This window comes from Candidatus Limnocylindrales bacterium (assembly GCA_035559535.1).
GTDB lineage: Bacteria > Moduliflexota > Moduliflexia > Moduliflexales > JAUQPW01 > JAUQPW01.
This window is the reverse complement of the sequence record DATMBG010000021.1, coordinates 169,092-193,811: the sequence shown is the minus strand read 5'-3', so window position 1 is coordinate 193,811 and position 24,720 is coordinate 169,092. Positions and strand designations below refer to the sequence as shown.

The 24,720-nt window shown below is 46.5% G+C and carries 18 protein-coding genes; 6 read left to right on the top strand and 12 right to left on the bottom strand.

Annotated elements, in window-relative coordinates:
• Nucleotides 1–124 precede the first annotated feature (124 nt).
• From gcvPB to VNM22_06645, 9 genes are all read right to left on the bottom strand, one after another.
• Nucleotides 125–1,693, bottom strand: coding sequence for an aminomethyl-transferring glycine dehydrogenase subunit GcvPB (gene gcvPB, locus VNM22_06685; protein ID HWP46833.1), 1,569 nt, complete (start codon nucleotides 1,691–1,693; stop codon nucleotides 125–127).
• Between the two features lie 47 nt (nucleotides 1,694–1,740).
• Complete coding sequence (gene gcvPA / locus VNM22_06680) at nucleotides 1,741–3,180, bottom strand: aminomethyl-transferring glycine dehydrogenase subunit GcvPA (GenBank protein HWP46832.1); 1,440 nt, start codon at nucleotides 3,178–3,180, stop codon at nucleotides 1,741–1,743.
• Between the two features lie 59 nt (nucleotides 3,181–3,239).
• Nucleotides 3,240–4,370 carry a glycine cleavage system aminomethyltransferase GcvT gene (gene gcvT, locus VNM22_06675; GenBank protein HWP46831.1) on the bottom strand — a complete coding sequence of 377 codons (1,131 nt, stop codon included), beginning with the start codon at nucleotides 4,368–4,370 and terminating at the stop codon, nucleotides 3,240–3,242.
• Nucleotides 4,371–4,383: 13 nt separating this feature from the next.
• Nucleotides 4,384–5,349, bottom strand: coding sequence for an outer membrane protein assembly factor BamD (gene bamD, locus VNM22_06670; protein ID HWP46830.1), 966 nt, complete (start codon nucleotides 5,347–5,349; stop codon nucleotides 4,384–4,386).
• A gap of 109 nt (nucleotides 5,350–5,458) precedes the next feature.
• Nucleotides 5,459–6,790, bottom strand: a complete 1,332-nt coding sequence (gene tolB / locus VNM22_06665) for a Tol-Pal system beta propeller repeat protein TolB (protein HWP46829.1) — start codon at nucleotides 6,788–6,790, stop codon at nucleotides 5,459–5,461.
• Nucleotides 6,791–6,870: 80 nt separating this feature from the next.
• A complete protein-coding gene (locus VNM22_06660; protein HWP46828.1) occupies nucleotides 6,871–8,115 on the bottom strand; it encodes a cell envelope integrity protein TolA in 1,245 nt (414 codons plus the stop codon).
• Nucleotides 8,112–8,543 carry a biopolymer transporter ExbD gene (locus VNM22_06655; protein HWP46827.1) on the bottom strand — a complete coding sequence of 144 codons (432 nt, stop codon included), beginning with the start codon at nucleotides 8,541–8,543 and terminating at the stop codon, nucleotides 8,112–8,114. The genes VNM22_06660 and VNM22_06655 overlap by 4 nt, the downstream gene beginning before the upstream one ends.
• A 4-nt stretch (nucleotides 8,544–8,547) precedes the next feature.
• Nucleotides 8,548–9,264, bottom strand: coding sequence for a MotA/TolQ/ExbB proton channel family protein (locus tag VNM22_06650; GenBank protein HWP46826.1), 717 nt, complete (start codon nucleotides 9,262–9,264; stop codon nucleotides 8,548–8,550).
• 72 nt (nucleotides 9,265–9,336) lie between these two features.
• Nucleotides 9,337–12,456 (bottom strand): HEAT repeat domain-containing protein, encoded by a 3,120-nt coding sequence (locus tag VNM22_06645; GenBank protein ID HWP46825.1) that lies wholly within the window; start codon nucleotides 12,454–12,456, stop codon nucleotides 9,337–9,339.
• Nucleotides 12,457–12,744: 288 nt separating this feature from the next.
• Between VNM22_06645 and rpsT the strand changes: the two genes are divergently transcribed.
• Nucleotides 12,745–13,026 carry a 30S ribosomal protein S20 gene (gene rpsT, locus VNM22_06640; GenBank protein HWP46824.1) on the top strand — a complete coding sequence of 94 codons (282 nt, stop codon included), beginning with the start codon at nucleotides 12,745–12,747 and terminating at the stop codon, nucleotides 13,024–13,026.
• Between the two features lie 554 nt (nucleotides 13,027–13,580).
• On the opposite strand, the gene holA is transcribed toward rpsT, so the two are convergent.
• From holA to leuS, 3 genes are all read right to left on the bottom strand, one after another.
• Nucleotides 13,581–14,588: a DNA polymerase III subunit delta gene (gene holA / locus VNM22_06635; protein HWP46823.1), complete on the bottom strand. Its 1,008-nt coding sequence runs from the start codon at nucleotides 14,586–14,588 to the stop codon at nucleotides 13,581–13,583.
• Between the two features lie 27 nt (nucleotides 14,589–14,615).
• Entirely contained in the window at nucleotides 14,616–15,140 is a 525-nt protein-coding gene (locus VNM22_06630) for an LptE family protein (GenBank protein ID HWP46822.1), read from the bottom strand.
• 66 nt (nucleotides 15,141–15,206) lie between these two features.
• Nucleotides 15,207–17,705: a leucine--tRNA ligase gene (gene leuS / locus VNM22_06625; protein HWP46821.1), complete on the bottom strand. Its 2,499-nt coding sequence runs from the start codon at nucleotides 17,703–17,705 to the stop codon at nucleotides 15,207–15,209.
• A gap of 815 nt (nucleotides 17,706–18,520) precedes the next feature.
• Between leuS and VNM22_06620 the strand changes: the two genes are divergently transcribed.
• From VNM22_06620 to VNM22_06600, 5 genes are all read left to right on the top strand, one after another.
• Nucleotides 18,521–20,020, top strand: a complete 1,500-nt coding sequence (locus VNM22_06620) for an MtrB/PioB family outer membrane beta-barrel protein (protein HWP46820.1) — start codon at nucleotides 18,521–18,523, stop codon at nucleotides 20,018–20,020.
• A gap of 72 nt (nucleotides 20,021–20,092) precedes the next feature.
• Entirely contained in the window at nucleotides 20,093–21,406 is a 1,314-nt protein-coding gene (locus VNM22_06615) for a FecR family protein (GenBank protein HWP46819.1), read from the top strand.
• A 153-nt stretch (nucleotides 21,407–21,559) separates the two neighbouring features.
• Nucleotides 21,560–22,075, top strand: coding sequence for a UpxY family transcription antiterminator (locus VNM22_06610; protein ID HWP46818.1), 516 nt, complete (start codon nucleotides 21,560–21,562; stop codon nucleotides 22,073–22,075).
• Nucleotides 22,076–22,108: 33 nt separating this feature from the next.
• A complete protein-coding gene (locus tag VNM22_06605) occupies nucleotides 22,109–23,266 on the top strand; it encodes a DegT/DnrJ/EryC1/StrS family aminotransferase (GenBank protein HWP46817.1) in 1,158 nt (385 codons plus the stop codon).
• A 598-nt stretch (nucleotides 23,267–23,864) separates the two neighbouring features.
• A complete protein-coding gene (locus tag VNM22_06600; GenBank protein ID HWP46816.1) occupies nucleotides 23,865–24,716 on the top strand; it encodes an ABC transporter permease in 852 nt (283 codons plus the stop codon).
• Nucleotides 24,717–24,720: the final 4 nt, after the last annotated feature.

Below are 24,720 nucleotides of genomic sequence, written 5' to 3'. Positions count from 1 at the left end.
CCTGATCTTACTTTCGTGCCCCCTGCAGGACACATAAACCCCAAACTCAATTTAATAAGGCCCGGGTCGGTCTGTTATCAGCAACGGACAACGGGTCATAGGTAGGTAGGGTAAGACGGCCGTCTTACCCTACCTCTTTTTTCCAACGAAGTTTGGGTTTTCTTGCGGCGGTTGTCTCGTCTAAACGTCGGACCTTCGGAAGGTGAGGAGCACTGCGAACAACCTCGGGTTTTTCCTCAGCTTCTTTTGCAATGGCTCGCATGGCCTCAATGAACCGATCTAGAGTCTCTTTACTTTCGGTTTCTGTAGGTTCAATCATCAAAGCTCCATGAACGATAAGCGGAAAGTAAATGGTCGGAGGATGAAATCCATAATCCATCAAACGTTTAGCAATATCCAGGGTTTTAACATCATTTTTTAGTTGATATTTGTCTGAAAAAACACACTCGTGCTTACAATATCGGTCGTAGGGAAGGTGGTATACGTCTCGGAGTTGACTCAGGATATAGTTGGCATTGATAACCGCATTTTCCGAGACCTGTTTAAGGCCCTCAGCTCCCATCGTTCGTATGTAACAATAGGCCCGAACCATCATTCCAAAATTTCCATAGAAGGCCCGTACTTTTCCAATAGACTGGGGCCGGTTGTAATCCAGATAATAGAAATAGGGAGTACGGGCGACCGGCCGGTCGCCCGTACTCCCTCCCATACCCCCATACGTTCTTTTCTCTTCCTCGGTTTTTTCTCTACGTTCCGGTGTAGGAACAGGCATAAACGGAACCAGGTGAGATTTGATCCCAACCGGACCGGCTCCGGGGCCTCCTCCTCCGTGGGGAGTGGTAAAAGTTTTGTGAAGGTTAAACTGGATGACATCGATTCCCATATCTCCCGGGCGGGCCATGCCTAATAAGGCATTCAGATTGGCCCCATCACCGTAAACCAGTCCCCCCTTCTCATGAACGATCCGGGCTATTTCCAGAATATGTTCTTCGAACAGCCCCAGGGTATTGGGATTGGTAAGCATAATTGCGGCCACCTCTTCGTTCATAACCTTTTTAAGAAGATCGGGGTCTATACAGCCCCGGTCGTTAGATTTTAACGAGATGACCTCATAACCGCAAAGGGTTGAACTGGCCGGATTGGTTCCATGGGCCGAATCGGGAATAATAACCTTCTTGCGCGGATTTCCCTGGGAAGTTAAATAAGCCCGAATCATCATGAGCCCGGTCAACTCTCCATGGGCTCCTGCGGCAGGTTGTAAGGAAACCCGATCCATTCCACTGATTTCGCAAAGATACTTTTCCAGCTCGTACATGAGACGAATGGCCCCCTGGGCTAACTCCTCCGGCTGATACGGATGGATCTGCGCAAACCCGGGGAGTCGGGCGATATCCTCATGGACCTTGGGATTATACTTCATGGTGCAGGAACCCAGAGGATAAAATCCCACGTCAATGGCGTAATTCCATTGGGATAACCGGACAAAATGTCGGATGACATCTACCTCACTGACCTCGGGAAATCCCGAAACCTCCTCGCGTATATACTCCTCTGGGATAAGTTGCCGGACCTCCACTTCCGGTACATCCAAAGCCGGAAGTGAATAGGCTTTTCTACCTTCTACACTCTTTTCAAAAATCACATCCTCATTGTAAATAAGGCCTTTGGTCCCAACCGTCTCTTTCATGGGCATGGGTTGTTAACCATCTAGTTATCCGTTAACGATATCTAACTCGATGGTTAAGGGGTAAGGGTTAATTTTTTAAGGACCTCCACTAAGTTATCTATGTGTCCTTTTGAATGATTCTCGGTTACACAGACCAGCATGCAGTTCGTGAGTTCCGGGTAAAATCTGCTCAGGTCCAGCCCTCCGATAATCTTGTTTTCCAGCAGGATCTGGTTTATTTCCGGCAGGGGTCGGGGGGTCTGGATTACAAATTCATTAAAAACAGGCCCATCGAATAAGAGTTTATAACCCTTCAGTTGACCCAAAGTCTGCCTGGCATAATGGGCCTTTTGAAGGTTTTGAATGGCAAGTTCTCGAATTCCTTGTTTTCCCAATGTGCACAGATAGATGGTATTTATCAGGGCACAGAGGGCTTCATTAGTACAGATATTAGAGGTGGCCTTCTCCCGCCGAATGTGTTGTTCTCGGGTGGACAGGGTCAGGACGTAGCCGCGCTTTCCTTCCAAATCGGTTGTTTCCCCGGCCAGTCGCCCCGGCATCTTCCGGAGATATTCCTGTCGAACGGCAAAAAAACCCACATAGGGACCTCCAAAATTGAGGGGATTACCCAGGGATTGACCCTCCCCTACAACAATATCGGCTCCAAAATCTCCAGGGGCTTTGAGAATCCCTAGAGCTATGGGTTCTGTGACAACCACGATAAATAAAGCTCCCGCCTCTTTAGCCATACGTGAGACCCTGGCCAGATCTTCGATGCAGCCGAAAAAGTTAGGATATTGGACGACGACCGCCGAGGTATTTGGATTTGTTAAACTCCTGCAGACCTCCAGATCGGTCGTTCCTTTTTCTGTAAAACCGACTTCTCGAATCGTGATTCCAAAATGTTTTACATAGGTTTTTAAAACCATTCGATATTCCGGGTGAATCCCTGTGGAAAGGATCACTTCAGGACGCTCGTTGATTCGATGGGCCATAAGAACGGCTTCCGCCAGACCTGTAGAGCCATCATACATGGAGGCATTGGCCACCTCCATGCCAGTTAACTGACAAATAAGGGTTTGGTACTCAAAGATGGCCTGTAAAGTACCCTGGCTTATTTCCGGCTGATAGGGCGTATAGGCCGTATAAAATTCCGAGCGGGAAACCAGATGGTTGATAAGGCTGGGAATGAAGTGATAATAAGCCCCAGCTCCTAAAAAGGAGATATATTCCTCTACCGGGGTATTAAGTGCACTGAGAGCTTTCAGCTCTTCTATGAGTTCTTTTTCCGACAGGGCAGCCGGTAAGTTCAATTTTCGTTTTAATCGGATCGACTCGGGTATATCTGAAAAAAGTTCTTCAACCGATTGAACCCCGATCTTTTTTAACATCTCCTGACGATCTTTGTCGGTGTTGGGTATATAACGCATCCTGGGGTATGGAGGTGTGGGGGTGTGGGGGTATGGAAGTAGGGGGGTATGGAAGTATATTCTTTCCCACTCCCACACTCCCATACCCCCATACTCCAGTAGGGGCGATCGGCCGATCGCCCCTACACACTCCCACTCCCATACTATTTTTTTCTTTTATAGAACGGCGTGGGAACAATCTTAGCTTTAACCTTTTTATCCCGGATAAGAATATCCAGCTCGGTGCCGATCTCACTGTATTCTATTTTTACATAGCCAAGTCCTATATTTTTATCCAGATAAGGCGCATAGGTTCCGCTGGTAACTTCTCCAATGGGTTCCTGGCTTTTCAGAATTTTATAGTGAGGTCGGGCAATTCCTCTTTCGATCATTTCAAATCCAACTAATTTTTTCTGAATCCCCTGTTCCTTTTGTTTAAGGAGAGCTTCCCGCCCGATGAAGTCTCCTTTATCATATTTTACAATCCATTCCAGATCTGCTTCTAAGGGGGTCGTTTGATCGGTTATATCGTTTCCATATAAAACCAATCTGGCCTCTAACCTTAAGGTATCCCGGGCCCCCAAACCAACCGGTTTTAATCCGTACTCCTGTCCCACTTCGAGAAGCTTATTCCAGACTTCAATAACCTTTTCTTGATGGTCTTCTGGATTGGCTTCTTCGGAAGGGATATAAAGTTCGAATCCATCTTCACCGGTATAGCCGGTTCGGGATATCCAGGTTTTAATCCCTCCCACCGTTCCTTCCATAAAACGAAAGGATTTAAGGGTGGAGAGATCGATTTCTGTAAGTTTTTGTAAAATCTCGGCAGCCTTCGGTCCCTGTAAAGCCAGAAGAGCTATCTCATCACTGATATTTTTAATCTGTACGGGAGCAAAACCCGGCTTTTTCGGGGAGATAATTTCCTGAATCCAGGCGTAATCTTTATCTGTGTTGGCCGCATTCACACAGAACATGAATTGCTCTTCACTAAATTTATACACGGTGATATCGTCAACAAAGGTTCCTGTGGGATAAAGCAAGGCCGAGTATTGAACCTGGCCTGGTACCAGTTTTGCCGCCTGATTCGTCGTGAGGTACTGAACGGCCTGTAGAGCTCCAGGGCCTTTAAACAGGATTTCGCCCATATGGCTGATATCGAAAAGTCCGGCCTTCGTGCGGGTTGTGAGATGTTCCTCGATGATTCCGGTGTATTGGACCGGCATCTCCCATCCTGCAAAATCGATCATTTTAGCTCCGAGAGCTTTATGAATCTGATTTAGGGGAGTTTTTTTCATTTCTCTTTTAACTTTATCCACCCAGCCTGGCCAGATCTTCTCTGGCTTTCTCTGCGACTTCTGAATTGGGAAACTGGGTCAAGATATAGCGTAGATGGGAAGTGGCCTCCAGTTGCCTGCCCAATTTCAGGAAGGCCTGTGCTTTGTTATAATAGGCCCAGGGTAATCTCTTACTTTTAGGATAAAGGTTAATAAGCTTATCGTATTCTTTAAGGGCCGTTTCATAGGCTTTGAGATTGAAGAATGCCTCTGCAATTTGGTATTGAGCAAGATCGGCCAGTTCTGCATTGGGATAGAGCTCCAGATATTTCTGAAAGCCGGCGATGGCCACATCGTAATTACCCTGATTGTATTCATTTTGAGCGGTCTGATAGAGCCGTTCTGGAGAGGTTAAATCCTCTGATTTCCCCCCAACTGCTGGTGAAGGCGGTACAGAAGGTAGCTGGGGCAATGAACCCGTTTGACCGGTAGGGGGTGTTGGATTAACATGGGAGGGATTACCCATTGGATTTACGGAAGAGGCTGCTTCACCGCTATTGGTAACCGGACTCGTTCCGGTAGTAGAAGACTGCGGGTTAGTTGTAGTCGGGGGAGTATAGCCCGGGGTCGGAATTCTTCCCATCTGCCTGTTTTCCAATTCCTCATTAAACTTTGTTTGCAGATTGTCAAGCTTTTCAGCCAGTTGATTCATCCGTTCATTATATTCATTGAGCTTAGAGTCAATGGCTTGAAGTTTGGATTTCATTTCTTCACTATCGGCCAGATAATCCGCTCGATTTTTTTCTACAATGGCCATACGTTCAGTTTCTGCTTTACGATCTTGATTTATATCGTTTCGCAAAGCCGCAATCTGCTGTTGAAGTTGAACCAGAGGATCATCGGGTTTTGCCGCAGCTCCTCCACAGCCTGTGAGAACCCAGGGTAAGATAGCTAAGCACAGCCAGGGAATCACTTTGGATAAAGGATCTTGCACGCCCATAGTTTAAAGGGTGAGAGAAAGGGAGAATAGAAGAATGGGAGGGGCTGAGATTCCTCTTGCCATTCTCCTATTCTCTCCATCTTCCATTTCTTCTGTTCTTTTCCTCCTTTTAAGGTGACCAGGTCGGAGACATATCGTTCCCCTGGAGATCGGTCACCCTTCGCTGATTCGTGCCATCCTGGTTCATGACATAGATACCGCTCACCCCATCCCGGTCTGAATGGAACGCAATATATCGGCCATCTCGGGACCAGACCGGATCCTCATTATTACCTGCATCAAAGGTTAGTTGTTGCGGAGGACTCTTTCCATCTACGCTGATGGTGTAAATATCAAATTTTCCATTCTTTCTGGCAGCAAAAGCGATTCGATCTCCCCGGGGAGACCAGGAGGGTGAGACACTGTAGTTACCTATAAAACTGAGCCTTCGGATATTAGATCCATCGCTATTCATGACATAAATTTGAGGTGTTCCAGACTCATCGCTGGTAAAGGCTATTTGTTTTCCATCGGGTGACCAGCACGGTGAGACATCGTTCCAGCGATTTTTGGTAAGTCTCCGATAATTACGGGTACTCAAATCCATCACATAAATCTCTGAATTTCCATCCTTTGAAAGGGTTAAGGCAATTTGTTTTCCGTCGGGAGACCATTTTCCACCCAGATTAAGCCCTGGTTGTATCGATATGGGTTTAGGCTCTCCGCCGTTGGCACTGATAACGAAAAGATCCGGGTTATTATTCCGATAACTGGTATAAAGAATTTCACGTCCATCCGGTGACCAGCTAGGGGAAAGCACAATGGAACGATCGTTGGTCAGGCGTTGGAGGTTCTCTCCATCAAAATCGATCCGATAAATCTCCCGGTTTTTACTTCGTGTGGAAACAAAAGCCAGACTGGTATCCGAGACGCCGCGTTCCCCTGTGAACTTTAAGATGATTTCATCGGCAAATCGATGGATGACTTTACGCGTCTGTTTAGGATCACTCTCATAGGCCTTTCCTAAAATTTGTGCGGCTTTCTGGGTATCGTAAACCCGGCATTCCAGGGAAAGTTTACCCGGTTGAAGGGTATGGATACACTTGACCAGGGCCTGGGCTTCGGTTTGAGATCGCCATTGATCAAAGTTGATATTCTCTGTTCCCCTTTCAGATTGATCTAACTGGGCAATAAGGGAAGTTTTATCTTTCAGCGTATCAAAAAATCCGGATATCTCCAAATCGTTTCGTAGGATCTTCGTTAAATCCTCTGAAAGCCCCTCTACCGAAGCCTGGGAGTTCGGGGAGGATATCATAGGGGCTATGGCGATCTTGATTTTTTTAGTTCCTATGATATCGGAACCAGTCTCGTACTCCAGAGCGAGTACTGGAGATGAAAATCCAAAGATTCCCCCTATGCAGAGGAGGCCAAAAACAATACTGTACTTACTCCAGTTACGCATGAAGGATTGAGGATTAAAAATTGAAGATCGAGGAAGAAACAGACTTTCTATCCTCGATCTTCTATTCTTATCCTCCAGGCTCAGGACACTCTGCGTCCGAAATGAAATTTTACTCGTATGAATGAATCATTCAGGCGATCCAATTCCTGTTGTAATTCCGGTGGGAATTCGGGAAGAGGATTAGAGTCTTCTACCGCCCTTAAAATGGATTCGTCCAGGTTTTTGTCTCCAGAGGATTTTAAAATATGAAGATCGGAGATCTCTCCGCTTTTAAAAATGGTAAATTGAATAATTCCCCGACCCTTTCCACTGGTAGGGAGCCAGCGATTGCTGATGATATTGGTAACCGATTCCATGTAACTCACCAGGGCCCGAGAACCCTGCTGGAAATCTCCTCCTAATTCCAGGGAGGCCGATCCCGAACTTCCTCCCATCTTTCCATCTGAGGATTCCACTCTCTGACCCCGCAGGGAAGGGTTATCTTCCGGTTGAGAGGTCGGAGGCAGAGCTTCTGGAGGATTCGGAGTTGGCTCTCGGGTAGGAATGGGCGGAGGTCGTTTCTCGGGGAGAACTTCTGCCATTTGCTTTAAGCGCTTTTCCCTGATTTCCTCAACGGAAAACGAGCGTGGTTCCACAGGGCTCACCGCAGACCGTTCCTCACGATTTGTAACCCTGGCCGGGGCCTTTTCCGTTTTCTTGGGGGGTTTAGAAAATTGCTTCTCGGCAATGGCCGATGGTTCGTCTTTTACCTTTGGAATATCCTTGACCTCTCGAAATGAGGTTTTGGGATCATCCTTTTTTACCTTTGCTTCCTTGCCGGTTGGAAGGACTTCGTCCTTTTTCTCAGGTGTATCTTTTTTTTCCACAGGAGGTGTGATGGGTTCTTTAACCTCTATTTGCGGGGTTTCTGTGGAAGCCTTTTTGACTTCAGGTTTCGGAATATCTTCAAAACTTGATTTAGCCGGGCCCGGTTTAGAGCCTGTCAGGGATTCTCCTAAAGGAAGACCTCCCAGATCCGAATCGGAAACCAACCCTACTGTGATGGCTTGCCCTGAGAAAATCACTCCCTGCTGTTTAAGGAGGTAGGTAGCAGCAAAGAGGACAATCCCTACAAAGAGGATATGAAGCAGAAGAGAGACCCCGATCATGCTCCATATTTGAGAGGAGGGAGCCTGGGGATGTGGAGATACCACATCCTGTAACACGGAGACTCCAAGCTTTGGGGACCCGGAGATTTTTTCTTCGGCCCCGGGTCTTCGGATCTCTGGGTCCTCTCCGCGCTTTTGTATCTCTGGGCCTTTATATCCCTTATCTTGAGTCTTCATCGCTTTTTATTAACGGTTTCTGTTTTCTTCTCCGAGGTTACCGGACTGGTTACCAGGCCTATCTTTTGAATTCCCGCTTCCTTAATCTTCGCGATGGTACTGACGACGAAACCGTAAGGCACCGACTGATCCGAACGGATGTAGACAGTCTCTTCGGGTTTCGATAAGTTTAGATTTTGAAGCAAATCGCGAAGATCTTCTAGGGAAACCGGGCGGTCATTGAGATAAACCTGCCGATCCCCGGTGATGGTGATAATCAGTTTTTCCTCGGGCCCCATGGCCCCTACCCCCGCCTGGGGTAATTGCACATCGATACCCCGATGCATCATGGGGGCTGTAACCATAAAAATAATGAGTAAAACAAAAACCACATCGACCAGAGGGATGATATTAACTTCGGCCAGGGTGTGATGCTCTTTTCTTTGCATAGGGTTATTTCATTCCCTTCAGTTCTCGCTTAATAACGCTGGTCAACTCAGAGGAAAATGCCTCCATTTCCAGAGAATAAAGTCGCACTTTATTAATAAAATAATTGTAAAAGATGGCAGCCGGAATGGCCGTAGCCAGTCCTGCAACGGTGGTTACCAGAGCCTCTGCAATACCGGGGGCTACCGCTCCAATGCTGGCAAATCCCTGACCTCCAATGCTGCGGAAAGCATTCATAACGCCCCAAACCGTACCGAACAATCCGATTAAAGGGGCGGAGGTACTTATGGTAGCCAAAAATACCAGATATCTTTCCAGAGAAGCCGTTTCGGTCAGCAGAACCCGCTGAAGAAGATCGCTAAGATCTTCTATCCAGTCGGCCACATCGCTCTTCAGGTTAAGGTCTCCGGCTATTTTCTTAGAGAGAATATCCTTTCTTATTTGCTGGAGTTCCAGATAAGCTGCCTTAAATAACTTAACCAGGGAGCCTTTCCGTAACATATTGCAACTGGAGTAAAGGTCGGCAAAATCCTTATTTTCTTCATAAATAGATAAAAACTTCCGGGATTCTCGTTGGGATGTGGTCAGGATCTTGAATTTAAGAAGAATAATAGCCCAGGAAAAAATAGAGATGAGAACCAGAAGTAGCAGGACCATCTTGGCTACGATGCCCGCCTGCTGAATCATTTCGACGATATCAAGGGTTTGGAAAGTCTGTAACATCGGTTTTACCTGTTGTCTGCTGCCCGTTGTTCCTTGTTGGTTACTTTAAAATCAAAACCATGGGCTTGGGGGTTAGCTTTCCACACAACGGGTAACAGACGAATTTCCCTGCATGAGCAACTTCCGCGCTGTATTAACCACGTAGATATTTTCATCTTCCAGCATTTGTTCTATAAGCCGTCGATTCTGCTCTGCTTTATGCTTACTTAAAAACTGAAGCGCATTACATTTAAGTTTATAGTCCACCCCGGGTTTTAGCAAATCTTTTACGATCTTCATGACTTTATTTCCAATAAACTGCTCGAGTATTAATAGGGCCTTATAAGAGGTTTCTCGTAGGGTGCCGCCTTGGGCAACCCGGAGGATTCCTTCGATATCCACTTTCTGGGGTTCCTGGTCTGTTTCTGTAGATTCTTGAACAAGGGGTAATAGCGTGGTCTGATCTTTATGCTTATAAAGGATCTCCACAATCCGTTCATCCAATTGAATATCCCGTTTCTTAAAAGCTTCAAAAAGCTTTTCTAGGCTCCGACTGTCTCCGATCTCCCCCAGGATTTTTACCGCTTCCAGATTCATGGAGAGCTTTTTAGATCGAATCCCATCTTCCAGGATCTCAAAATATTTTTCTCTTCCTTTCTTGTAGAGGACTCCTGCGGCCTTAAACTGAACCCTGGGAGAGGAAGCCAGCAGAGAAGTAAGAAGTTCTATATCTTCTTCTTCTCCAATTTCATCCAGGATTTGGATCATGTCAACCAGGGCATCTTCATCCTTCTCCCTCTTCAACATTTTCCGAATGAAGGGGAGAGATTTACGATCCTTGAACTTTTTAAGATACCGGATGGCTGCGATCCGAAGCTCCAAATTTTCGGGATCTTCCTCTACACATTCAATAACCGATTGGGTAACTTCCTCGGAGCCGGCCTCTCCCAATAATTCGATGATTTTACCTTTTATTTCCGGGATTTCCTTCTTGAGCCATTCTAACAGAAAGAGGGTTGCTCCCGTTCCGTTTATTTTTACCAGACTGTTAATAACCGCTTTTTTTACTTCAGGATTTTCATGTTCCAGAAGAGGAAACAGGTACCTTCCGGAATCTACATCTCCTATGGCTCCGAGGACCCCTACCGCTTCCCGGATGAGGTTCAGATCGGAATGGGAAAGGAGTCTGACCACATGGGGAAGTAAGGACAACCGGTTGGTTACCTCAGCCCCCAGATCTTTAATGACCTTCAAAGTTTCATAGACAACCACCGGCTGCTCATGCCGCAAAAGGGTAGGAAGGTGATCCAGTAAAGTTTCCCGTTCATTTTTACTCAGGTACTGCAAAGCGGCACAACAAATTCGGGGACTATCCTTTAAGAGTTGGAGAACCAGTTGGGTAGTTTTAGGTGCAGGCTCTAACTTATCCAGTCCCTGGGTAGCCGCATAGCGGATTTCTTCATCTGGATCCTTCAAAGCCCGATAAATAACATCGGCCACTCTTCGGTGGTTACTGGTAATGATGTCCTGAATGGCCGCTCTTCTTAGAGAAAGTGCAGAATTCTGAACCTGCTGGGTTTCCCCTTTAAGGACTTCGGCCCGAGAATTTAGAAAAATCTTAATCAGGTAATCTAATCCCTCATCGTCCCGGACATTCATCAACAATTTGCCCAGAAAATTTCGAACCATGGGGTCCTGATTTTCGAGGTAAGCCTTCTTTAAGGATTCAATCACTTTGGGAGATTGGAGATGTTGCTCGGTCATACATCCAACAACCGATAGAATCCTCCCTTTATTGTGGGACGAGAGATTCTCAATGATAGTTTCCTCATTCATTTCCCGGGTTAAGGCTTTGGTTATCTCCGAGGGACTTCGATGAAGGGAAGGGGTTTTTAAATGGTCCCGAATCTGGGGATGATTCAAAAAATAGTAGGAAATCTGGGCCTCTAAATTTCGATCCTCCAAAATATTATATAAAGCGGTCAGGATATTTTGAGAGATATCGGTTTGGGGACTTGAAGAGCCGGTTTCCTGGGTCGCCGGGGAAGCGTGGCGCGGGCGGAAAAAACGATTTTCTCGAATCGGCGATGAAGAAGTGGTTGTCTCTCCGTTCAGAAGGCGATCCGTCCAGGGTAAAGAAACTTCACCACTGACCGGAATACCGATAATATCCGGTAGAGGTCTTTCTGGGATCACCGGAAAGACAACGGCTGCGGCAAAGGAGATAATACTTTTGGATTTTTTACCTAATTTTGAGAGGGTCGTGGCCAGGGAATCCAATTCTTTTAAGAGGGTATAGCACAGCAAAACCCGATCCGAACTTTGTACCTTGGAGACACTTTTAACCGGAATCTCCATTAAGCAGGCCAGGGCAGTAGCCAGGGGTAAAGACTCTTTATCTTGAAAGGCGGTACAGGTAATGTTCCATTTGAAGACCCTTTTAAAGGCCAGAAATCGCTGGACGAATCGGGCAAAGTCCGTATATTGAAGTTCATAGTTATGATAAATCGGGATTTGAATCCCATCATCCCGATCTCCCCCCAGACAGAGGATTTCTTGATCGATATACAGTCGATCTTTAATCCCTAACTCGGTTCCATCCCGAAATTCCATCTCCTTTAACCCCAAGGAAATTTTCTCGATCCAGTAAGCATTTCCCGATTTTTTTGCAAGGGGTAGGGCGGTTCTCAACAACTCGGAAGCCTTTTGATTTTCCCCCAGAAGGGCATAAGATTGCGCCAGATCTGTGAGATTGGAAAGGTCTTGATTTCTTAATTCTAGAGCCTTAGTCTGGGCTTCGATGGCCTTGGAAAGACGACCTGTGATTTGGTAAACATAACCGAGTCCACTCCAGGCCGGTTCGAAATTGCTATTCAGATCCAGGATTTTCAATAACTTTTCCTCGGCCAGATCAAATTTACCCATTTGAATATAAATGCGTGCGATTTCATACAGGATGTGAGGCTCTTCCAGAAGATCGCAGAAGTACAGGGCCTTATAATAATGCTTTAGAGCCAGATCGAAATTTCCCCTTTTTGCATGGGCTTTTCCAAGGCACAAACTTGGTTTGGGAGAAGTGGGCAATAACAGTGCGGCCTGCTCAAATTTTCGGATTGCTTCTTCCTCCTTACCCCGTCTAAATAAGTCCTGGCCCTTTAACATAAATTTCTCGGCTTTTTTCTCTGAATTATTCGCCTTAAAAAATCCCATCATAACCTCACCTTCCAAATACCCTCCAGGTGGTTTGCTAAAAGAAGACAGACCTTTAAGCCTATCTTTACCATTATAAATCCCATTCTATCATGACATATACGCTATTACCGTTCTCTGATCAAGAAATTTTTTGCAAAACTTTATAAAGGAAAGAACTTGACAAGGTTAGGGACGGGGTATTAGCTTTTTAGAAAATTAAAATAAACCCCTGTAATGCGTACTGCAGGATGCGTAGCAGGTAAGGTTAAAAAATCCCCTGTAGGTAGTGCGCATTGCCTGTTCCAAACTATGGCGAATCATAAATCGGCTATTAAAAAAATGCGGCAGGACGAGGTCCGTCGGCGGCGAAATGCGTCTTATAAGACGCGGATGAAAAATCTGGTTAAGAAGGTGGAGATGGCGATTGCTGAGAAAGATATAGAAGGTGCTAAGGCCGCCTTACAAAAGGCTATACCTATTCTGGACAAACTGGCTGCCAAGGGAATCATTCATTTGAATAAAGCCAGTCGAAAAAAATCCCGTCTGATGCATAAATTGAATGCTCTCATAGCGTCTCAAACTTCTGCTTAAAGGTTTAGAGCTTTCCCCATCCCTCCCGATGAAGGGTACTACCTTGTAAAGTTAATTGCGGGTAGTTCTCCGTCCTTACCCCAGCCCCCCTAGGCGCCAGGTTAAGCAGAGAAGAACACCCTCCTGGCCCCCCTCCAGGAGGGACTTCGGTCAGGACCATTCCCCTTTTAGGTTCCCCCTGGAGGGAGGCCAGGGGGGTGTTGGGATTAATAAAGTAATTCCTTCTGGTCTTATGCTGATGCATAGGCCCCCGGCTCCCCTCTCCCACGCTATGGGAAAGGAGAGCCGGGGGCCTATACATCAGCATAAGAAGGTTAGCCCCAGCGGGGCGACCTGGGAATAGCCCCTGGCTTACGCCAGGGGAAACAAAATCCTATCCACGTAGGGGCACGGCGTCGCCGTGCCCCTACAATGTCGTCGCCCACTCTGACGCGGCTTTTCAGCTTAACTGGTGCTTATGGAAGCCGATGGATCTCCAGGTCAACTTCCCATGTGCCCCATGCGCGTCAAGCTAAGGATCAGACATAAGGTCTAGATATCCCTTAACGCCTTGACTAAATAATCAGATCAAGGATCAGGCTTTCGAGCAAAATCTGGGGGGTATGAAGGCTGGATTTCAGGGCCATATCGGTTTCGGATAGCCGTGTAAAGGCTTTTTTAAGGCGGTCTAAAGAAAAGTTCTTCTCCTGTTCCTGAAGGTTTTTCAGGTGTCTTGCCGGAATACCCAATTCTTTTTCCATCCAGGTCGAGGATTTTCCCTCGGCCCTGGCCAGCTTAACCTGCCAGAGCAAACGGATTTGCCTGGCTATCAGGGCGAGGATTTTCAAGGGTTCCTCACCCTCCCTCAGGAGAACATCCAGTATTTTGAATGTCTGATCCAATTTTTTCTGGCTTAAACTTTCCACTAAATCAAAAACCGAATATGGTCGAATATGTTGGGATAAATTCTCCAGGACTTCCCGGGATACCTCCTGTCCTGGACCCAGAAAGGTACGAACTTTTTCCAACTCCTGGTCCAACTGTCGCAGGTCGTTCCCGACTCTTTCATAAAGATATAAGGAAGTCTCCGGCGGCATAGAAAGGTTATATTTTTTAGCCCGCTGTTGAATCCATTTGGGCACTTCGTTTTCAAACAATTTCCAAAATTGGACGATTTCCCCATAGGTCTTCCAGGCTTCCCAAAAGGCTTTTCTCTTGGTATCTATTTTTTTTGCCATAAGGACCAGGCAGGTAGCCGGATTGGGTTTGATGGCATAATCGGCAAGGGCATCCAGGTCCGCCGGCGGAAAGAGATCTGCATCTTTCACGAGAAGGAGACGTCGCGGGCTGAGGAAGGGAGTGGTCTCTGCACTGGAGAGGATATCGGTTACCTTTGTTTCCTTACCGTAAAATTTCTCGAAATTAAAATCAGAAGATGCAGAGCCTAAGACCTTCTCCTTGAGAAGGTCGATGGCTTCTTCCATTAAAAACTCCTCTTCTCCTTGAAAGAGATAGAGGGGTCGGATGTCTCCCGCTTCGAGTTTATTCCGTAGCTCTGAATAAGTCAGATAAGATTTAGCCACCTGTACCGTTTGACCTTCGGGAAGCCGTTAAAATCCCTCTGTAGCCAGATCCAATATCCTTCCCGCCAGGTCCTCGGCGAGTCTTTCAAAAGCCCGTCGTTCTCTATCATCAAGCTCTATGGGGCTGATATCCGGGCTCACATTGAAGTCTTCATCTTCTGTTAAGTTCTGCTGTTCCCATAGAACTTTTCGATTGACCAGATCTTCCAACTTTACATTAACGCCGACGGTTAGTTTGTACTGGATGACCTGCTTATTGGAGTTAAACTGGGTCGGCTGGACGAGGTAGGACACAATTTCACCGCTAAGTCGGGCGTCGGCTTGAGAAGAATCTACGAGTTTGACCTTACCGGTTATAAATTCGTTAATAACGGCCCGGGTAAGGATATCTTCGGCTCCCTGTTCCTGGGTTTTGTTTATAAAAAGCGGAATGGAGATGGTTTTAATATGGGCCGGCAGACTCCCACTCCCGACCAGATGATAACCACAGCCGGAGATACTTACCGTGAGGGTAAGAAGATAAAACAAAAGAGAAAAGATCGATTTGACCATATAAGCTTGTGAAAAACCCGTTTTCCAGGGAAAACGGGTTTTTGATGGTTAAATAGAAAGAGTTTCCTACGTTACAATATTAATCAGCTTTCCTGGAACAACCACGATGTTTTTGGCGGGCTTTCCTTCCATGAATTTTTTGACTTTTTCATCGCCTAGAGCGACTTTCTTAACCTCATCTCCTGAAGCGGTGGCCGGCACGGTAATTCGACTGCGAACTTTTCCGTTAACTTGAACCACGATCAAGATTTGATCTTCTTTGAGGGCTTCTTCATTATAAGTCGGCCATGGTTCGCTGAACAGGCTGGTGGTATACCCCAGCTCGTGCCAGAGCTCTTCGGTAATATGGGGCGTAAAAGGACCCAGTAACAGAATAACCGCCTTTATAGCTTCTCGCAGAACCCTCAGGGCCTGATCTCGTTCCTCTCCTTCTTGTTGAGGCACTTCAAATTGATAGATGGTATTGACCAGCTCCATGACGGCACTGATAGCCGTATTGAAATGAAAGCGATCTTCTATGTCCTCGGTAACCTTTTTAATCGTTTTATGGGTCCAGCGATAAAGTTCCCGAGAGGGCCCGGAAAGCTTCTGGAGTTCAATAACTCCTTCCTTAACCTGTTGGAGGGAGTCTATATGGTTATATACCATGCGCCAGACCCGGTTCAGGAATCGAAACGCGCCTTCAACAGCCTGATCATTCCAATCAATCTCTTTCTCCGGAGGAGCTGCAAACAGGATAAAGAGTCGCGCCGTATCTGCACCGTACTTATTGATTTGCTCATCCGGGTCCACAATATTTCCTTTAGATTTAGACATGGCGGCCCCATCTTTAAGGACCATACCCTGGGTGAGTAAACGCGTGAAGGGTTCATCCACTTTCAGCAGGCCCATATCTCGCAGGACTTTGGTAAAGAAGCGAGAGTAGAGCAAATGCAGTACCGCATGTTCGATACCCCCGATATACTGATCCACCGGTAGCCAGTAATTAACCTGTTCCAAATCTAGAGGTCCTTTATCGTACTGCGGGCAGGTATAGCGCATATAATACCAGGAAGAATCCACAAAGGTATCCATGGTATCCGTTTCTCGTCGGGCCGGTTCTTTACAGCGAGGGCATAGGGTATTGACAAACTCCGGAACATGATCCAGCGGGTTACCTTCTCTTCCCGTAAATTGAACCCCTTCTTCTGGAAGAACCACCGGCAGGTCTTCATAAGGAACCGGAACAATGCCACAGGTTTTACAATGGATCATGGGAATGGGATTTCCCCAATAGCGCTGTCGGGAGATTCCCCAATCTCGCAATCGATAGGTCGTGGCCTGCTTACCGATCCCCTTTTCTTCCAGGTATTTGGTTATTTTTTCCTTTCCTTCGGTGCTTGAAAGACCGGTGAAGGGGCCGGAGTTAACCATAATTCCTTCACCCACATAGGCTTCTGTCATGGTTTCCTCAGATAAAGAACCATCCGGTTTTTGAATGACGACCCGTAACGGCAGCCCGTATTTTTTGGCAAACTCAAAATCCCTTTGATCGTGGGTTGGAACCGACATAATCGCTCCGGTTCCGTACTCGATCAAAACAAAATTGGCTACCCAAATGGGAATTCGCTCTTGGGTGAGGGGGTTTATCGCATATTGCCCTGTAAAAATTCCTTCTTTAACCACCTCTTCGGCTGTACGCACCTTTTTATCCTGTTTCAGGATTCGGTCCACAAACTCCATAACCGGCTTTTCCTGTGGAGTTCCCTGGGTGAGCTCTCGAACCAAAGGATGTTCCGGAGCCAGAACCATGAAGGTTGCACCGTAAAGGGTATCCGGTCGGGTCGTGAAGATCTCGATGAAACCAGGTCGGTCGGCCAGTGGAAACTTAACCTGGGCGCCGTAGCTCTTTCCAATCCAATTCCGTTGCATGGTCAGAACCCGTTCCGGCCAGCCTGTCAATTTGTCACAATATGCCAGCAGCTCTTCGGCATAATCGGTAATTTTAAAAAACCACTGTTCCAGCTCCTTCTGGATTACCTGGGTTCCACACCGCCAGCAAACTCCTCCTTCTGCCTGTTCGTTGGCCAAAACCGTTTGACAGCTCTCACACCAGTTTACGAAGGATTTCTTTCGATACACCAACCCGCGTTCATACATTTTTAGAAAGAGCCATTGCTGCCATTTATAATAGATAAGGTCACAGGTAGCCAGTTCCCGATCCCAATCATAGCTGATTCCCATGGACTTCAATTGCTTTTTCATATAAGCAATGTTTTCCCGAGTCCAGGTTGCTGGATGTACACGATGTTGAATGGCAGCATTTTCTGCGGGCATTCCGAAGGCATCCCAACCCATAGGATGGAGCACATTATAGCCCTGCATCATTTTATAACGGGCTATGACATCTCCAATGCTATAGTTCCGGACGTGCCCCATATGAATTCTTCCAGAAGGATACGGAAACATCTCCAGGCAATAATACTTCGGTTTCTGCGGATCACGCTCGGTCTTGTACTGCTTGGTCTCCTCCCAGATTTTCTGCCATTTACTTTCAATTCGTTTAAAATCGTAATGGGCTTCCATGCACCTCTCTCCTGTTTTCAATCTTTTTATTTTTTTTTATAATCTCTAATTTCGTTAGTTTCTAAAATTTTTAATTTTTTTAGGATCTACCCTCACCCCCTCGCTCCCCATACGCGCCAGGATAAGTAGGTTAACCGTCCCCGGTTGACAATTCGGTTAGCCCCGGCGGGGCGACCTGTTTAACAGGCCGCTCCCCAATTCCCCTCGCATGCGGAGGGATATAGAGGAAAGGGGGGCTTCCTTCGGAAGCTTGAAAAAATTCTGAATGACTGAATCCCTCGACTTACATGGGGCTATCAACCGTTCGCCCCTGGCGGGGCTTTTCAGCGTAACCCGACAGCTATGTCCTCGCTCCCCCTCTCCTGAAGCGTCCGGAAAGGGAGAAGGAGAGATGAAGCAGAGGGTTGCATGCTCAGTCAAGCCTTATCCTGGCCCCCAGGTCTCCAACCCTTCCCCTGAAGCTTCGGGAGAGAGGGCGGGGGTGAAAGCAAACAGCAAAGCAAATAGCAACCATTCAGGAATATCATTATCATAAAGAACAGAACTGGAAAAGTCAAGGGGAAAACATAACAACAGGCTTTATGTAAAGCCTTTTTAACTTTGGTTTTAATGTTGAAGACCAAGAGGTCAAAGGGGTCCTGTTGAAACAGGTTTAACCAAGATCCTGAAAACTGACTTCTCGTTTTTTAACTTGACAAATCCCTGAAAAATTCCATTAAAATAAGGAGTAATTTTTTATCGCTTTATCTTTTTGTTCTTCCAGGCCCTTAGATGGCAGCCGGTCTAGATTTTTAATTTATAATCGGAGGATCCTCATGAATCAGAATCTCAGTACTCCAGGTAATCAGCGTTTTCCAAAGGCGTTAAAAAAGGTACTCGGAAGTGGCTTGATCATCATAGTCGGGCTTATTTTTCTTTCCCCAGATGCTTTGGCCTTCGAGCTTTCCTCAAGATCCCGGTTAACCCCCTTTGTCGAGGTCCGAGAGACCTTCGATGATAACGTTTTTCTTCTTTCTGATGGAGAATCTCTTCCCATCAACGCAAAAAGTAAGGATGATTCGATTTTTAATTTATCTACAGGAGTCGGTTTAGATGTGGATATAACTCAGTTCCTTACCCTCGGTCTTGGGTATCGAATGGATTATCAAAATTATGCCGATAACGATGAGAATGATCAATTTATCCATACCCTGGAATTAAAAGCTGATGTAGGTAAGCGTGCCTATTTCAAGCGACTTACCATTAACATTAAAGAAAACCTGACTACGGTTCCTATTGATACCACCCAGGCCCTCCTTCCCGGTAATAAAACCTTTCGGAATGAATTTCAAATCACCCCTTCTTATCGAATTATAGATACCAAACGGACCTTCTTCGATGCCGGATATAGTTATAGGCGGATAGATTATACCAAAAATACCGTCCAGCTTACGTCAACCCCCCTGGTGACCGAGACGACCCAGGTGGTCTCGAACAGTCAATCCCATGGAGGGGTCTTTAATTTTGGTTATATCCTTAACCCCAGATTAACGTTGGTAACGGATTATAATATTTCCCGACTTCTCCGTGAAGAACCCAAACCCAATGAGATTGTGGATCCGAGAACCCGGGCTGATGTTACCCGTCAGCGTTTGACCGGTGGGGTTAATTTTAAACTCTCTCCAAGATTGAGTGGTCTTGCCAAAATTGGATTTGAAACTAACTCCTTCTCGGCAGTTGAGTTTGTAGATCCAACTACAGGACAGGTTCAGAGGATTGATCAGAGGGATCGCAGTGGGTTTGCAGCAAACTTCGGGTTGAATTTCAATATCACGGCAAGTTCTAGCCTGGCTCTTACCTACGACCGCTTTTTCAGTGAAAATGATTTCGGAGAGACCCTGGAAACCGATGATATCAGAAGTAGGCTTGTTTTACGACTCGGGGACAATGCCCGAGCGAGCCTGGCCCTTAATTATCTCCATGAGACTCGGGAGCTGATTCAAACTCCGGCTACTGTACCCGGTATTGCTACGGGTAATGATACTGCAAACAGCATAGGATTTGCAGGAGATATCGAGTATATGATTACTCAAAGGATACGGACCTTCGGAGGATATAAAATTGCCAACAGGCAATTTTTCAGTGAGATCTTCTTTGACCCGACTCGAGGAGACCGGGAAGATACCACTCAGACTTTTAATGTAGGTGTAGGCTATTCCTTAACCCGATATCTCTCGATCAATATAGGCTATGAGTTTGTCGATAATAACTCTAATTTTGATATCGACGATTATAATGTTAATCGGTTCAACATCTTTAGCCGGGCAACCTTCTGAGGAGTGGTACTCAAAGGTTAAAGTGTGTTTTTATGTTTTACATCTCGGAATCTTTAAGGTGGCAGGGTAATTATGGAATTTCTATCTCGATTTGGATTCTTTAAAGGGTTAAGTGTCGGGTCGGTTTTTTTCCTGTTTTGCGGATCCATGGCTTTATCAACGGTTTCTGCCGGGTCGACGGCTCTATTAACGGACTTTACCGGGAAGGTGGAAGTCCTGCCCCAGGACCAGGGGAATTGGATTTCGGCTGAACCGGGCATGGTTTTAGGGGAAGGAGATCATATTCAAACAGGCTCTGGGTCCAGAGCCAAGTTAACATTAAGTGATGGAAGTACTCTAGATCTGAAGGATCATACCAGACTGGAAATCAGTCAGCTCCAGATCTCTGAATCTGAGCGCATGTCCCGTTTTAAGTTATGGTGGGGAGTTGTACGGACTCGAGTTCAAAAATCGGTAAATTACACCAGGACCATTCATGAAATTGAGACGGATACGGCCGTTGCAGGTGTCGAACTATCAGAGATGGAAGTTCGGAAGCCCAAAGGATCTTCTAAAACCGAAGTCATGGTCCTTGAAGGGACCATAAGGGTCCGATTTCTCAGCGGAAATACTGAAGTGTACGTACCTCTCTGCGGGGAAATACTCTCTACCCGATCAGGAGAGGGCCAGGAGGTTTTATTCACAAGGACGGATCTTTCAAATATTGAGACGGTGGTGACCACTGAAGTTTTGAGTGGTGAGATGCAATTCCAGTTTCTCGGGGTAAATACTCCTGGGGTTAAACTTCACGGTGGCAATGCAGTGGAAGTTCGTTCTGATTGTGAAACTTTAATTATTCGCACCCTTGAAGGAACCATCGAAATTACAAATCCCGATGGGACCTCAGGCGTTATCCCCCCGGGTGGGCTCCGAATTGGCGTTCATTCAAATCCTCCAGGTGAACCAATTCCTGCAGGAGGTTTCAGGGATTCACAGCTTACGAACCCGACTTTTAGTCCGGGTTTTGCCCTTCTTGCAGCCCCCCCCATCCGAACGGTTCAAGCCGGAGGTTCTACTTTTTATAATGTTGTGGCCGGATTTACAGGTTCCAGTAATTCGGCTCTTTTAAGTGTGACAGGACTCCCACCGGATACAACAGGCGCCTTTACCGAAAATCCTGTATCCCCTACGGGTGGGGCCGGAAATGCCCAACTTCAGCTCCTTATTACGACTTCTCCTACAACCTCAGGGGGAACTTATGCCATAACGATTTCTGGAACGGATAACGGAGGTAAAACCGCCATCGCAGTGGTAACCCTGGTTGTCAGCTCGGCAGGACCAGGTCCTGTTCCAACTCCAACCCCTACTCCGCTGCCCCCTCCAACCCCCACACCGGTGTCCCCGTGAGAAGTCCTGTCAACAGGTGGGTAGGGGCGTAAGGCCTTACGCCCGTACATGTTGCAGGTAGTTCTGGATTTGAAAAGCCGGGGCTATCCGGCATAGGTGTCAGTATCAGGTCTTATCGTTGGGTTTTATCGTAAATTAGAATTCAAAGAAAGTATGATACAAAGGAATCTTTTAGAAAACCCTCACTGGTATGCTATTCATACCAGATCTCGTCATGAACATAAGGTAAAAGAGCAGTTTGAAAAGAAAAACATTGTCCATTTCCTACCGTTGGTAGAAAAATTAAGATATTGGAAAGATCGAAAAAAGTTAGTCAGTTTTCCTCTCTTTCCGGGATATATTTTTGGCTATTTCCCGCTCCTGGACAAATTGAAAATTTTAACCACTGTCGGTGTGGTTCAGATTGTTGGATTTCATGAAGGACCGGTTCCGATTCCTGAAGAACAGATTTCCGCGATTCAGCGGATGATTACCAGCGGTTTAAAATATGATCCGGTTCCTTATTTCAAAGAAGGGCAACGGGTTCGTGTCAAGAGAGGACCTCTGGCAGGTGTGGAAGGGATTCTTATGGAAAAAAGGAGAAAGTTCCGTCTGGTTATTTCGGTGGATCTTATTCAGCAATCGGCTGCTATGGAAATAGATGCCGCCGATGTAGAGCCAGTTTCTTAAAAAAGGGGAAAGGTTTGGAGGGGAGAGGTTTTTGTGGCTCCGGTTAGAAACTCATTTTTAGTATTTGGAAGTCCCGATATCAGAGAAGAGGAAATTGCCGAAGTAGTGGACAGCCTTCGGTCTGGCTGGTTGGGGACAGGCCCCAAGGTGGATCGGTTTGAGAAAGAATTTAAGGCCTACATAGGAGCCCCTTATGCCATAGCCTTGAATTCTTGTACAGCGGCCCTCCATCTTTCCATGCTGGTCTCCGGCATAGGCCCCGGGGATGAAGTCATCACAACCCCTATGACGTTCTGTGCCACGGCCAATGCCATTGTCCATACCGGAGCCAGGCCGGTCTTTGTAGATGTAGAGCGAAAAACCCTCAATATAGATCCGGACCGGATTCAAAAAGCCATCACACCCCGAACTAAAGCCATTTTACCGGTACACTTTGCAGGTCGTCCCTGCGAGATGGATCCTATTCTGGAGCTTGCCCAACGATATGGTTTATTGGTGATTGAAGATGCCGCCCATTGCATTGAAGGATGGTATAAAGGGAAAAAAATCGGTAACATCGGCGATATAACCTGTTTCAGTTTCTATGTTACCAAAAATGTGATCACAGGGGAAGGAGGCATGGTCACCACCCGTCATGAATCCTATGCCGACAAAATCAAGATGTATGGACTTCACGGAATGACCAAGGATGCCTGGAAGCGCTTCTCCGATGAGGGTTATAAACATTATCAGGTGGTCTTTCCGGGGTTCAAGTATAACATGATGGACCTTCAGGCTGCTTTGGGCATCCATCAACTCCGACGGGTGGAAGAAAACCTCCTCCGGCGTAACGAAATCTGGAAACGTTATGATGAGGCCCTGGCAGAATTACCCCTGACCCTTCCGGCTCCGGTGGAACCTTACATGATCCATGCCCGTCATCTTTATACCGTCCTTCTCCACATCGATCGCATAAAAAAATCTCGGGATCAGGTTTTAAACGAACTCATCCAGGAAAATATCGGAACCGGCGTCCATTATACGGCCCTTCATTTACATCCCTACTACCGACAAGCTTTCGGATATAAACCGGGAGACTTCCCCAATGCTGAGTATATTGGAGAACGAACCCTTTCCCTTCCCCTTTCTCCTAAGCTTACCGATGAGGATGTAGAAGATGTCATCAAGGCCCTAAAAAAGGTTCTGGGGTAAAGGGGGAAAGAAGACCCCTGCCCTACAAGCGTCTGTACCACCCTTCCCTGCATACGGGGAGGGGTGATCCCTAGCCTTCATACCATATTTCCATATCGACCGGGTATGGGAACAGTCTTTCATTTTGGTACAATGATCCAAATTGATACAAAAACTTGGGAGATGAAAATTTGACGACCCGGATAAAAGATCGGACCCGGTAATGATTGCAAATAAACCCGGCCAGAAGTAAGATGGCTTGTGGCTTGCAAGCTCTTTTACAATTGGACATTCCGGTCTTTTTTGAAACAGATTTTAAAGGAAGTAACCAGCCGTACCGATTAGCCGGCGAGGTCAAACCTCTTAACCCCCTCAAAGGGAAACTTTCGAGAGGAGATATCCTTATATTCCTCCTGGAAGGGAATTTAGAGAGATTTACCTGCTAAACCGATACGGACTTGAGAAGCAAGGGCGGAATGTTTTTAAAGGGTAGTTTTAAGTTTCTCTGCGTACAGGTCCTGGGAATCTGGAGGTTTTAGAAAACGGATTCTGTAAGCTAAAGGGCGAAGCCATGTTATCAGGCTGGATTCAATTTAACCGTTTATCGGTTTTCCCATAGATGTCAATAAAAAATGAAAAATTACCCATGACTTCCTTACCTGTCATTATCATCAAACCTTCCAAAGGGTGGGTTTCCCTCAAGCTGGGTGAGTTGTGGGAATATCGAGAGCTGCTCTATTTTCTAACCTGGCGGGATATCAAAGTACGTTACAAACAGACCCTCTTGGGAGCGGCCTGGGCCGTAATTCAGCCGTTCTTTAGTATGGTGATATTCTCCCTTTTCTTTGGCCACCTGGCTAAGATTCCCTCCGATGGAATTCCTTATCCCCTCTTTAGTTATGCTGCCCTGTTGCCCTGGAATTATTTTGCCCATTCCCTTCATCAGGCTTCCAATAGCCTGATCGGTAGTTCCAACTTAATCAGTAAGGTCTATTTTCCCCGCCTGATTATCCCTATTTCCAGTGTCCTCTCCGGGGTGATAGATTTTGCCATTGCCTTTACCGTTCTGCTGGGGATGATGATCTATTATAGCGTGTGGCCGACTCTGGAAATTTTATTATTACCCTTTTTTCTACTGTTGGCTTTGATAACCGCATTGGGAACAGGTACCTGGCTTTCTGCACTAAACGTAGAATATCGAGATGTCCGTTATGTGGTCCCTTTCTTAATCCAATTCTGGATGTTTGCCACCCCGGTGGTTTATCCCAGCAGCCTTCTCTCCGAGCCCTGGCGAACTTTATACGGTCTGAATCCCATGGTAGGTGTGGTAGAGGGTTTTCGCTGGGTTTTACTGGGGGCCAACCCTCCCGGGGCCCTGCTGGTTGTCTCAATATGGGTATCGATACTCCTGCTGGTCAGTGGTGCGTATTATTTTCGTCGTATGGAGAAGCGGTTTGCCGACGTTATCTAGGAAC